We start from the raw sequence: 12,663 nt of genomic DNA, 5'->3' as shown, positions 1-12,663 counted from the left end.
CGAAGTTTTGGAGTTCTCACAAGTTATAAGTAAAACGCTAGAGTACACTTTCGTTATGAGCCTCTGGAGGGTCCAGCACGAAAAAGAGACTTACACGGACCTCAGCCGTAGTCTCAACAAGGCCCTCAAAGCCATCTCTATCATCCGACACGACGCTGTCGACCGGTATGGCAGGGACAGCATTCAGCAACAGTTGAAAGACGCAGACGAGATCATCAACCGTCTACTCGAGATCTCTCACGATCCCTACTACACCGACGAAGAACTCCAACCCCTATATAATGGCGTAAAAAACGCTTGGCGTGACTCTGATGATACTATTCGCCCGGACCTGCAGAACATCATCTCCTCCCTCCAGTCGCTTCAGGACAGCACCCAGCCATCACATGCGTTGTCGGACACCGAGCTTGACAGGCTCAAAAACAGGTTGGAGGATATACGGGACGTCGCCAACGAGACCGTCGAAGAGAACAAGCAGGCACTAAGAGGGAACTTTGCCTGAGACTGTCGACGAAAAACTATCCGACTTGGAAACCCGACGAGACTGCATAGACGAGCGTCTCGCAGCCGACGGCGTTCCCACCCCGGACAACGTCTTCGACCCATTACTTGCAGATTTCGACACACTACTCAACGAGATTCGATTCGACATCGAAACCCTCGCCACACTCTCCGGTGACACCAGCGATTTCTACGAAGAGATCTGCAGCGACCTCTGGGACGCCCACAGTAACCTTCAGAAGATCGAGAAGATCATCTCCTACTACGAACTCCATACTGCCCAGGAATCGGATAAGACAGCGGTATTTGACAACGTCCGTACGGTCGTCGACGAACTCTGCCACCCGCTAGGCGTCGACTTCGATATCATTCCTATCTGCTGGAACCAGACAGCACTCGTCACGTTCATCCCGGAAGCGGTGTATGGACTCTGGCTCCCACGCAACATCTCCACAGCATCGTTCAACGAGTTCGCCCCGTTGATTGCCCACGAGATTGCGCACGTCACCAGGGATTACCGGGAGAGCTACGCTCTCCCAGACACCGTCAACCAGGAGAGAAGACGGATCGCCAGTGAATTCGATGACCGCGAAAAAACGGTTACGAATGCCCTCAGTTACTGGTACGAAGAGCTGTACTGTGATACAATCGGCACGCTGACGTTCGGTCCTGCATACGTGGTTAGTCTTACCCGGCGTCTTTTCTCCGATAATCCGTATAAACTCCCTGCCAGACAGGTGAAGCAGAAACATCCGCCGGACGCTCTCCGTTACCGGCACGTTATGAACACGTTGGCCGACGAGTTCCCTGAAGAACTCCACCGACTCGCTGAGAAGGAAACCGCTGACTTCGGAGACCACCTCGATCAGCTGTCTGCCAAGCGAACTCCGGAATATACCGACTGGTGGAATGACCGATTCCTCGACGCGATTACCGAGGACACCAAACAATTCTTCACGCCCGACACCGGGGAACTCGCTGATGCAATAACACAGCCGGAAACTGACACGGCCGACACAGTCACTCTACGAGCGCGAGCCAACAGAAACCTTCTCGAAACGGTCTAGAACGGGAGATACTGGATCTCGTTACACTTTTCGAACATCTTTGCGAGTTCTGTCGCCAGGTCGGTCGATATTGGTGAACGCATATTCACACTTCCCGGCGACCCCCAGTTCAGGAAGGACAGCCGGAAAACGTCATGCGTCAATGCCGTGATGTCCCAGTCACTGTTTGCGGCCACAAGCGTACAGCTCGTGGCACGAGGCGTGCCCTGCCACACGTACGGATGTCCGCCGTTCACCACGAGACCGGTCTCGTCACCAATCGTCGTATAGGCTCCGGTCGGTGCCTGGAGATCATAGTTCTGGTCGAAGATCCGGTGCGGGGTATCCGAATTTACCTCGACTACGCCCCACTGAACATCTTCGGGCAGCATCCCCTCGTCGACAAGTTCTGGGATCAACTCCCGGACTGCTGCTTCTTCGGTGTTTTTCAATATCCCGCCTCGCTGGATAATAATCGAGGACACCGAGCCTTTCTCCTCCACAGCATCTGCGATTTGGTTTCGGAGAGCTGACTTCGTCTCGAACTCCGGTGCAGCCGTACTCGAACCTGCACTGAATCCGCTCGTCGTTTGGGTGATTACTTCACCAGTGTCCCCGTCATGGGTGACGGCTCCGATTGAGTTTTGATCGAACCCGTTTACGTCGAACCCGATTACAATGTCGGTATGCAGCGGTTCGGCGAGGACAAATGGTCGGACACCCATCTTGGCCGCAAGCCCCATCGCGACGTTGAATAGGCTGCTATCTCGGTAATCCTCCAAGGCGGATGGTGTGAGGTGTTGGACAGGTGCCCCAGCGACATCATTGACCAGCGAATAATACCGGTCATTGGACTTCTCGGATAACGCAGCCAGCAGGCCGTCAATCTGGTCTCCCTGTTGGTTCACCCACTTGTCCCAGATCCGGCGATCCGTGTGCTCAATCGGACCAACTGGACCGGGTGCTGTGATCTGTGCATACTGCTGCAGATGTTCCTGGATATCCCGGTACGTTTTCTCGGCTGTTTCCGGATAACTGTCCGGATACGCGAACGCGATATGCCGTTCGCCCCGCACACGTTTGTACGGGCCATGCTCGTCAAGCAATTGTTGTATCTCGCTTTCCCATTCCCATTTGTCCGGAAGGTCGCCCAGCGTCTGCGGATCGAATACGTGGCCGTTACCGAACATCAGAGACGGGTATGAGAACCGGGTAATTTCTCCAGATAGCTCTGTGTCACCCACGCTAAATTGCTGGCTGCCGACTTGGATGTACGATACGTCCTCGGCGAGTGACCGGATCTCATCCCGGCGTTCGGTCGGAGTGATTATCGCGGTGTCGTTTAATGCGTCGCTGTTCCCGGGGGTCTTGTAGAGCAGGGCCGGCGATACGGTGTATTCCTTCGGGTTATTCAGGTAGGTGACACCGCATAGCGGATCCGTTTCTTCGACGTTTTCGGCCTGGGGAGCCGGAGAATCGGCGTTGAGCTCGTATATCGTCGAGCCGTACACAGATTCGTCCATCACGGTCCGGTCCTCGTACACGGTTTCGAGTGTGGCGTAGCTCGTCCGTGAGCTGAACATGATGAACTTCTCGCCGGTGAACTGTTCCTGCACCCGTTCAATCCCGACCTGGTCGATCCACTCCTTCAACGATTTCTCGGAGAAAAATTTGAACGTCGGATCGAGGAAGAGTTGGAACCCATCACCATACTCGACAGAGAGCTTGTACCCAAGATGCATATTGTAGCTCCCTTGCGATGCGTACGGAGTGTACTGGTACACTCGGTTGTAGTCATCGTCCCAGTAGTCGCGGTAGGTAGTCAGGTATTCTTTGAGCCCGGTTTCAAGGGCTTTCGCCATCACCTCAGGGTCGCCGTCTGTCCCGGGCGTCCACACAGTTGATTCTGTGAGCGTCAGATTGCTGTCGGTATCCTTGATCTGTGCCGGGGGGTCGGGGTCACCGCAGGCTACGATTCTCCACGAGTCCCCGTCATGGTACCGGACACCGATCCCGTCCGTGCCAGAAGAGACATCGTTCTCGAGCTGGTCTAGGCGGTTCCAGGCCGGTGTTGTTGGTTGGGGAGAGATGTCGTAGATGCCGATGTCCATTTGAGAGACATCGACGGGGAATGCATTCAGGTGACCAGTCATCGTTTTAGGCTGTTCGCCCACTTTCAAAACCATACCGGTTGTGTATTCCATCCGAAATAAGGGGGTGGCAGGTAATGTTTCTTTGATGTTGCTAATGTGTCCAGTTATCCCGGTCGAACTATCCCCAACGTCCCCCGAATACCGTTTGTAGTGGATGTTCTCGTCGGCAAGCCTTCGCCCTACTTCCAGATCGAACCGAGTAGCACCTCATAGAACGAGAAGACCACGAGAACGGCCATGGAACAGCACTGCTGTCATTCGACCAGTCTACCTCAGTCCAGATCAATAGTTCCCCAATTCGGCCTGCCGCTGTCCATACTCATCAAGAAACTGCCCCACGTGCCCTACGAGTGACGCAGCAAACCGCTCAAACTTCAACCGATCATGCGGCGTCCGATACGCACCATCTAGCCCGGCCTCTTCTCCCGACAACAAAAACGACGCCCCATCAATATATCATTATCCAGCAACCGCAGACACAGTTCCTCACATCGGTCAGCATACGAAGCACCGACAAAGGCGTCTGCCATCCCTGCATCCGTCGCCGAAATCGAATTACCCTCCAGCGTCCCTTGCTCATCCATCAAATACACGTACCCTAGCCATGGTCGTACCGGTGAATCAAGCACTCCAATTTCCATTGCTGTCCGGAAATCAGTTGCACTGCCAACAACCTCTTCGACCCGATCATTCCAGTTGTTTCTGAACGAACTGGTCTGCGACTTGAACTCGATCGCCGCCACCGGATTACCCCCCTGCAGCACGACCAGGTCCCATTCCTTTGATGGCCGGTAATATCCCGGTAACTCCGCGGACTTTCCCGTGTGAATTGCGGATTCAGGCAACCCAGCATCCACGAGCAGATCATACAGCAGCCCCTCAAACTCGGCCATGTGTCCACCGCTCGTCACCTCTTTACGCCGGCCCTCCTGCGCATGGTCTATATCTGCCCGGTCCTCCGCCCTTGACATCCGCTCCTGCCAGAAACACTCGACCGCGTCCGCGATTTCCACATCTGAAACAGGTGGCACCGACGTCATGACAGAAACCGGGTTTCCATCCAGTCAGCCATCTGCTGAACAAGCGTGCGGTAATGTATCCGATCATCAGGCTGTGGGGCCGGCGGCTCCGTCACCAACTCAGTATCTCCGATATCGTCGATGAGATTAGAATGCCGAACCACGACGACACCGGCACCGTCGAGATTGGCACTGATCTCGCCTTCGCTCCGATTGATCGAGTCGAACATCTGGATGATCTCGCCGACGATGCGCTCGATGTGAACGTGGTCGGTGATGTCATCGGGGTCACGCAGCGGGGAGTCGAATTGCTCGGCGAGGTTCACCAGCAAAATACCCGCCGTCAGCGCTTTCTCGTGGTGGTGATGCATAATATCCGCGAAGGAGTTGATGTCCCGCTGGCGGTTGCGCCGGGCCTTCTGGTGTTCGGTCATGATCGACTTGGCATCGGCCGCGAGATAGATCTCGGCGGGATCGGCCTGCGCCATCTCGCGGTCGCCATCGAGGGATACTTGAACGCTGTCGGCCGGCGGGCCGATCACGAGGTCGGTGTTCCACGAGAGGCCGCCCTCCCCGACTTCGTAGTCTTCTTGATACACGAGTTCGCCGGCGGCGGCCGCCTCCCGAATCGCGTCGCTCTCATAGAGGAGATCATCGACAAAATACCGACACTGCGCGCCGCCGTGGGAATCGCTGCGAGGATGATAGGGGACGTTTCGCGGATAACTCCAGTCCCGCTCCTGATTCAGCCAGTCAACAATTCGTTCATCACCATATCGATGCTCCGACATTACCTAGCGGGTTCTTGAGGCTACTATATAAAAAGTAGCACATCGGAACGCTCGCGAGGACGTCGCAAACCGCGGGCCGGCTTCTGAAACGTTTGCTCTCTACCGCGTCACGTCGACGGTCAGATTTTCGTAGTTCGTGAGTGTTCCCCGCTCTGCCTGAATCCGCTCTTCCGCGATATCGACGTATTCTGTCTCGAGTTCGACGCTGATCGAGTTGCGGCCACAGCGACTCGCTGCGACGGCAGTGCTCCCGGTCCCGGCGAACGGATCGAGCACCGTATCGCCGACGAACGAGAACATCCGAATCAGTCGCTCGGCCAGTTCGGCGGGATACGGAGCCGGATGGTCCGTCTGGCGCTCACCTTTGATGTCGTCCCACAGCTGCCGGAACATCTTCTGGTGGGTGTCGGCTTCGATGGTGGACAGAATTCGCTCTGCGATATCCGGACTCCGGTAGCCGCCGGGCTTGCGGAACAGCAGGATATACTCGATGTCGTTTTTGATGACTGCCCCCGGCTCATAGGGCTTGCCGAGGAATCGGGCGTTGCCACCAGCCTCGAGACTCGCGTTCCCGATCTTGTACCAGATGACGGGCGCGAGGTTGTCGAAGCCTATGTCGGTGGCGTGTTCCTGAATCGTCGCGTGCAATGGTAGGACACGATGCCGCCCGTGGTCGCTCCGGGAGCGGAGGACGTCCCCGACGACCACACAGAGCCGCCCGCCGGGGACGAGCTTCTCGTAGACGTTCTCCCAGACCTCGTCGACGAGTTCGTTGAACTGCTCGTAATCGTCGATGTCCCCGAGTTGTCCCTCCGACCCACCGCCGTTCTCGATGTTGTAGTCCTTCAGGTTGAAATACGGCGGCGAGGTGACTGCGAGATGAACGGACTCGTCGTCAATCATCGAGAGGTCGCGCGCATCACCGTGATAGAGATCGTGGTGACTCGGCAGCGATTTGACCGCCTGTTCGACCTCGCTCATCCGCCCTTTGTCGCGTGCCAGTGCCGGGATTTCCGACTTGAGCTCTTGATCGGACAGTTCGAGCAGGTCACGACAGGAATCGGGAATATGCTCGCGAAGATCCGTTGAATCAGCCATCTTGTCTTGGTTTGGTAGCGCCATCGTTTATAGTGTTTGAGTTTGGGACTGCTTGGTTACGGTACTCCTGCCGCAGCGACTGCGTACAGTCGTGATTGCGAATCCGCTCTGGGAGTCCGACCTTTCCACAGACGGGACACTCCCGCAAGGGTGTCGGAGTCAGGTCGTCCCAGGCGTCCAGCGCAGCCTCTAACTGTGCTTCCACGATCGGCGAGTCGGTCGTGCGGCGGGCTTCGCGGAGGTGAATGCGAAGCCGCTTCCAGGCCGTGAGAGTACGGTTCTCAGACATTGATACTTGGGGACACGTTCTGGTGTGCCCTCCGCCCCTCCAAGGGGCAAATAAACAGACTCCGTCGCGACAGCGGGCCTGCTCCTCGGTCTACTACTCCCAAAGCTGTGACTCCGGTTGTGGCTGCCGGCCGACCGAAGGGAGGCCGGGAGCGGAGGGTGGGGCGGTGGGGCTTGGGCTGGTCCGGCACTCACTAAAAAAGAGGTATCCCCGATCTGCTTCTCCCGTGGAAATACCGCGCGATCCGGCTACTCGAGAGTGTATTCCATCTCCCAGAGGTCCTCGAAGTAGTCGAGCGTGTATTTGCCGCGACTCCCGCCTTTGTACGCGTTGAAGCGGTCGACGTAGTGCATCACCTCAAGGAACCCCTCCTTGTCGTGGTGGACGCCATCCTCCAATCGTGGGATGATCTCATCGAGGAAGAGATCGACCTGCTCGCGTTTGACGATGAACTGATCGCGAAGCGGGGCCAGGAGTTCTCGTGTCGTGCTAATCCCCTGGACACCCCACACGTATTGGTCAGCTCTATCGTCGTCGTATTCAAGCGTCGTCACAAAGCAGTTGATATCGCGAGCGTCACAGTACGCACAGAGGGCGTCCATCAGGCGATCCTGTGACGACTGACTGATTTCTACCTGCGGTTGAGGTCGATGGTTTACTTTGTATCCGTCTTCGGGACGGACAGTCACGCCGATCCAGCCGTCTGCGTCGAGCAGTCCAGTCAGCTGTTCGTGGGCAATTCGTACCATTGGTGCAAGTTCGAAACCGGTACTGTACCGCTCTCGATCGGCAATCGAGATACGGATACAGCCTTCGCCTTCGAAGAAGCCGGCGAACCACGCATCGAGATCGTGGTAGGCGGTTGAGTTGGTTGACATCTCGCTGCACCCCTCGCTGGCGCACAGAAACACAACCGTCGCTATCAGATTGCAGGGGTTTCATCGCTCCCGCCACGACTGAGCAAGGTTGTGGCTGCGCGCGCAGTGACCGCAGGGAGCGAGCACGGAGCGGTGGGTGGGGCGGCGGGGCCTGGGCCGGTCCGGCACTCATCAGAAAAGAGGGGGCGTCGCCTCCTACGCTTTCCACCAGCGGTCGTCGCGTTCCGGGAAGATGATTATACTGTCGTAGGTCAGTGCGAGGCTACACCGCCCCTGGTACCAGTTCTTTTGTGCCTGCCTGATCTTGACCTGATCGCCCTCTTTGATGCCCGGCTGGTCGCTCGCCTCCCAAATGGTGACCTTGATTTTCCCAGTTTCGTCGGCGATTAGTCCGACTTGACTGATGGCGCTACTGCTCGGTCGCCACAGTGTGACGATTTCGCCTTCAATGCTCACCTCGTCGGTCGGCACGTCCGGGACGTCCTCGATCGGACAGATGGTCCCAGCGCTCGCCTTGAGGGCGTCTATCGTGTCGAACACTGCTTCGGTGAGGTCCTGGCCTTTCGCGACCCGCGTTGCGAGTGCCTTGGAGATGAAGGGTCGACGGTGATCGGTGCGAAGCCGGTGTGCGATCCGCTCCGCTTCTTGATTTACTTTCGCTAGTTCCGCCCGAGTGAGGTATTCCCGTGGATCCGTCTGTTCGATGACTTGTCGCTCTCGCTTGCGCTGCCGCCGTTCGGTGACGACCTTGCGAGTCCGCTGGGCGCGTCCCTCCTGGGTCCTCAATTCTGCCTGGGCACTGATGTGCTCCAGTTCGGCCTCCCGGGCGCGAATTTTCTCTTCCTGGGCGAGGGGCAGGTGCGAGAAGTCCTGGACGATGCCATCTGGATGGTTGGAATCCACCTTCGCCTGTGTTTCCTGTTGGACCGTGGCTCTGAGCTCCGGCTGGTCGTCGACGACTTCGAACCCGTCCTCGTCGACGCCGGCGTCTTCGGTTCGTTCGAATGCTTGTTCATCGACCGTAACGACCTTGCGACTCGAGTTGTTACTAGACATTGGTATCCTCCAGATACCACTGAAGGCGCTCGCGCGCTGCCACCGCGATGTCCCAAGCATCGCGGTTTTCCGACGATGTCGACGTCCGATAGCACCGACTGCGTGCTCTCGCTCGCGCCTTCGCGAGCGCCCTACCGGGCGCGAGCGAGAGCGCGCCCGTGTGCGGCGACCCCAACCAGCACCGCGCGCCGACCCGCCCGGAGCGAGCGGCCAGCACTCAAGCCGGTTTCGTGTCCGTCGACCGAGCGACCACCGGGAGCGAGGGAGACGTAACCGAAAGCGCGCTTGGTGCTGGCGCGAGGGCACATCCATTTTAGCCCGGAACGGCGACCGAGCGCACGCGAGGGAGCCGCACGCCCGGAATGGTCGGTCGCGAGCGACGCGAAGGGCGGAACGCGGCGAGCGGGGCGGGCCGTTACGTAGCCAAAGAGGACATCCCTCGGTGTGCTCCCTTATCAGAACCGCTATTTCGTGCTGAAGTCCACGAAAGCTGACAGAAACCGCGTGCTGAATACAGCGCGCGAGTCTTGCACGACAATTTTCTCAAACTACGGATGGATAGAATCGCTCAGTGCAAGTTCTGTAGGTTGCACGGCAATCGAGAACTATCCAATCTGAGACCGGTGAAAAAATAGCCTGAAATTCACAAGTTCACACTTGAGATGACACTGAGGTGATATCGTCTGCCGTTTACACCCGCAATACAGGATTCACGCTTCGACCAAGGTAGAACGCGAGCAGTGCTGCTATCCCGCCAAGTATGAGGAGCCCGTAGTTGCCGATAGTACTGTCGACTTGACAGACGTCAAACGAAATGTGTGAACCATCCTCATCAAGCGGGTTAATGCCCGTCGTCGTCATGGTGTCCGCCCCGATATATGACAAAATCCCTATAATTCCGGTCGAGACGCCGAAGAGACCACTGCAGAAGATGAGTAGCGGATTCACTCCTTGACTCTATACTGACGCTCCCCTGGCCCCTATATTCAGTGCTTTGTGTATCATCATATAATTTATATCACATACTATCGAAGGTATGACTTATCAAGCGACTCTGCGTATGCTTTTATCAGTTCGTACCGAATATCTTGGTTGATCCCGGGTAACAACGCATATTTCTCGTTTTCGAACTCCTGATAGTCTTCTGGTGACACTACAAACTGCAATCCAAGACGAATGACATCGTCAATAGTTGCGAAGTCATTACCACGAAATATCTCGTAAGCAGGGCGTTTCTCTGCGTCGTATAGTGTTCGAAGATCTTGTCGATTTTCCTGGAGATGCTCCCGATATTCGGACTTTGAATTATATTCGTCAGGGATCTGGTTACGATCTATTTGGTCAACAAAAAAGTTGACTGCAAGTTCGCTGAGCCTGCGCTGAGTTCCTTCAAGTGCTCGGAGAGTGTCTTCATGAATCGCAAAATCCACTGCATGATCGTCTGGAAGCGGCCGGTGACATGGGATGATGTCAACATGCGGCTCTGGATCAGGAAACGATTGTACTTGCGGCTGCTGGCGAGTCCACTCCTCCGTACGATTGTCGAGCAATTCTAGTTGCTTGATGGCTGCTTCTCGGGCATTCCGGATACGATTCCGTACGTCGGCAGATTTCTGTTTGCCATGCTCAGCAACGAAATCTTCTGGGTCAGCAAGATAGCTCCGCATCTGCTCTGTGAGGAATCCCTTGGGTGTCTCGAGTGGCTCAATATCTGGCACAGCTCTGATTATGTCCGCTTGAGGTGTATATTCTTCTATGGTTGGCACTTAAGGTTCGCATACATTCGTCTTTAGCTAAGCCTGATGGTTATTATTAGAAGAGATATTATTACCAACAGTATTTCAAGGTCGGTTCCAACTGGTGAGACGCTGTTCATGCTGAAATTAGTCGATAAACGACGCTGTGAAACGGCGTTTCGGGCGATTCAGCGAGTCTATAGACGAGATCTGGGCGAAAATCGTGGCTGAGTAGTATTACTATGAGTATTAGCTAAAGACGGATGGGTTCGCATATAACGACGATTTTCGGGACTGCGATAAGCCCCCACCCCGTTGATATGTGACGGAGGGAAAACGGTGAGTAACCAAGACATAGACACGGAAACGGATTCCCAGAAGAGTAAATCAGACAGTGAACAGTCATTATCTCATGCGCGAGAACAGTGGCAAGAATTCCTCATTGAGCGTGATGTTCCGTCACGGACTCTTGGGGATGTCCACGGACACAGTGAGCGGGTAGAGAAGATTAAACAGACTGCGATACGGTCGCTCACCGATCCTGAGACGCCAGTACGCATACAAACCCTGCTTTTCGAGGGTGAGGATGGCGCTGCTCCAGACCAACTCGCACGGGCGGCGCTCGGAACACTGTCGTCTGAAGGATTCGCATTAAGAGAGTTCCCGAGGAGGCGAAGAGATCTTCAGAGACAAGACTGGCGGGCATTTGCTGACGCTCTCCTAGACTTGGCACCCGTTGCGTTGTATATCGGACCTGAAGCACTGAAAGGAGCTGATTGCGCTCGTCTTTCAGATGCCCTCAACACCGTCGCAAATTCAAACGCCCGTGTCGCTATTCTCTACTCCCATATCTACGAACAGGGGCCAGGAGGACACCGACGAGGAAGGCTCCTTTCGGCAGAGGCCGCAGAACTCCGAGTGTCAGTCCCTCTCCCAGACACGGAGCGTCAACGGGAGTTCATCGTTGCTGAGCTGAACCAGCTCGCCGAGCGTGGCTCTGTTACGACTCGTCTGACCAGAGATCAGGTTGGGGAGGTCTTAGAACAGTCTGCCACACTTACTCAATCTGAATGCGAGGCAATCACAAAGCGAGCAGCAGTCCTCGCACAGCAAGTAACTGAGCAACCAGCGCATATCGAAAAACGGCATCTGAAGGCAGCCCTTGAGCAGGTCGATTCCGAGGGTCCTGATAAGGAGAATAGCCGTCGGCACCAAAGAGGGGTCGAGGAGCAGTTTCAGCCGTCGGTGCCAGAGGTAACGTTCGATGATATCGGGGGCTTGGATCAGACGATCGAGCGCCTTGACCAGCTGTTTGGGGTTCATCGTCACCGTGACCTGTTTAGCCCGACGACGTTCACCCCCGCTGCTGGTATCCTGTTGTATGGCCCTCCAGGGACGGGGAAGACCCGACTAGCGAAAGCACTCGCAAATGAGCGTGATCGAACGTTTTTCGTTGTAGAGGGTGCTGAAGTGAAAACCAAATGGTTCGGCCAATCCGAAAAGAAGCTCCGTAAACTGTTCGAGCACGCCCGTACTGAAGCTCCGAGCTTGATATTTTTCGATGAGATAGACGCACTGGCCCGAGACAGATCAACCACGTCACACTCGGCAGTTCACAGTATTGTCGGCACACTCCTTTCAGAACTCGATGGCCTCACAACAGACGGAGACGTCGTCGTCATCGGAGCCACGAACCGTCCAGAGGCCGTTGATCCAGCAGTCACACGACCAGGGCGGCTAGGCACGACACTTGAAATCAGTCCTCCAGACGCAAATGGTCTACAAAGCATCTTTAATATTCACACCCGAGACTTAGAGATAGCCACCGATGTGACTCCAGAGTGGTTCTCCAATGTCGTAGACGACCACCTGACGGGCGCACAAATTGCAGCAACTGTCGAACGTGCTTTGCAACTCGCACTTGCTGAGGCACCGCCTACTATCGAGACACTCCCCCCGATTACACGTAGTCACTTTAGGACAGCGCTTGAAGACCTCAAAAACAGCGATACTGAACACCCGAATGCCTTCGCATAACATTCCAAATATGATACCCCATGTGAAAATTACACAATGGCGATTCACCTCCGGACAGG

10 protein-coding genes are annotated in these 12,663 nt (G+C 55.8%); 3 read left to right on the top strand and 7 right to left on the bottom strand.

Annotated elements, in window-relative coordinates; genetic code table 11:
* Positions 1 to 55: 55 nt before the first annotated feature.
* On the top strand, positions 56 to 502 hold the full coding sequence (locus tag E3374_RS10925) for a hypothetical protein (protein WP_136689121.1): 447 nt from the start codon (positions 56 to 58) through the stop codon (positions 500 to 502).
* Positions 495 to 1,568, top strand: a complete 1,074-nt coding sequence (locus E3374_RS10920) for a hypothetical protein (protein WP_136689120.1) — start codon at positions 495 to 497, stop codon at positions 1,566 to 1,568. Before E3374_RS10925 ends, E3374_RS10920 begins: the two co-directional genes overlap by 8 nt.
* Here the strand turns inward: E3374_RS10920 and E3374_RS10915 are convergent.
* The 7 genes from E3374_RS10915 to E3374_RS10875 form a co-directional block, all read right to left on the bottom strand.
* Positions 1,565 to 3,700, bottom strand: coding sequence for a Piwi domain-containing protein (locus E3374_RS10915; protein ID WP_169051834.1), 2,136 nt, complete (start codon positions 3,698 to 3,700; stop codon positions 1,565 to 1,567). The two genes, E3374_RS10920 and E3374_RS10915, sit on opposite strands and share 4 nt — an antisense overlap.
* 407 nt (positions 3,701 to 4,107) lie before the next feature.
* Complete coding sequence (locus E3374_RS10910; protein ID WP_282568467.1) at positions 4,108 to 4,671, bottom strand: PaeR7I family type II restriction endonuclease; 564 nt, start codon at positions 4,669 to 4,671, stop codon at positions 4,108 to 4,110.
* 65 nt (positions 4,672 to 4,736) lie between these two features.
* On the bottom strand, positions 4,737 to 5,510 hold the full coding sequence (locus tag E3374_RS10905; RefSeq protein ID WP_136689117.1) for a hypothetical protein: 774 nt from the start codon (positions 5,508 to 5,510) through the stop codon (positions 4,737 to 4,739).
* A gap of 99 nt (positions 5,511 to 5,609) precedes the next feature.
* Complete coding sequence (locus E3374_RS10900; protein ID WP_136689116.1) at positions 5,610 to 6,608, bottom strand: DNA-methyltransferase; 999 nt, start codon at positions 6,606 to 6,608, stop codon at positions 5,610 to 5,612.
* 537 nt (positions 6,609 to 7,145) lie between these two features.
* Complete coding sequence (locus E3374_RS10890) at positions 7,146 to 7,775, bottom strand: hypothetical protein (protein WP_136689115.1); 630 nt, start codon at positions 7,773 to 7,775, stop codon at positions 7,146 to 7,148.
* 195 nt (positions 7,776 to 7,970) lie between these two features.
* A complete protein-coding gene (locus E3374_RS10885; RefSeq protein ID WP_136689114.1) occupies positions 7,971 to 8,831 on the bottom strand; it encodes a DNA-binding protein in 861 nt (286 codons plus the stop codon).
* 1,025 nt (positions 8,832 to 9,856) lie between these two features.
* On the bottom strand, positions 9,857 to 10,549 hold the full coding sequence (locus E3374_RS10875; RefSeq protein ID WP_136689112.1) for a hypothetical protein: 693 nt from the start codon (positions 10,547 to 10,549) through the stop codon (positions 9,857 to 9,859).
* 357 nt (positions 10,550 to 10,906) lie between these two features.
* Here E3374_RS10875 and E3374_RS10870 point away from each other — a divergent pair, with 357 nt between their 5' ends.
* Positions 10,907 to 12,604, top strand: coding sequence for an ATP-binding protein (locus E3374_RS10870; RefSeq protein WP_169051832.1), 1,698 nt, complete (start codon positions 10,907 to 10,909; stop codon positions 12,602 to 12,604).
* Positions 12,605 to 12,663: the final 59 nt, after the last annotated feature.

The sequence above is a fragment of the Halorhabdus amylolytica genome, assembly GCF_004944975.1.
In the GTDB taxonomy this organism is placed as follows: Archaea; Halobacteriota; Halobacteria; order Halobacteriales; family Haloarculaceae; genus Halorhabdus; species Halorhabdus amylolytica.
The sequence above is the reverse complement of the archived record's forward strand: the minus strand, read 5'-3'. Positions and strand labels throughout refer to the sequence as shown.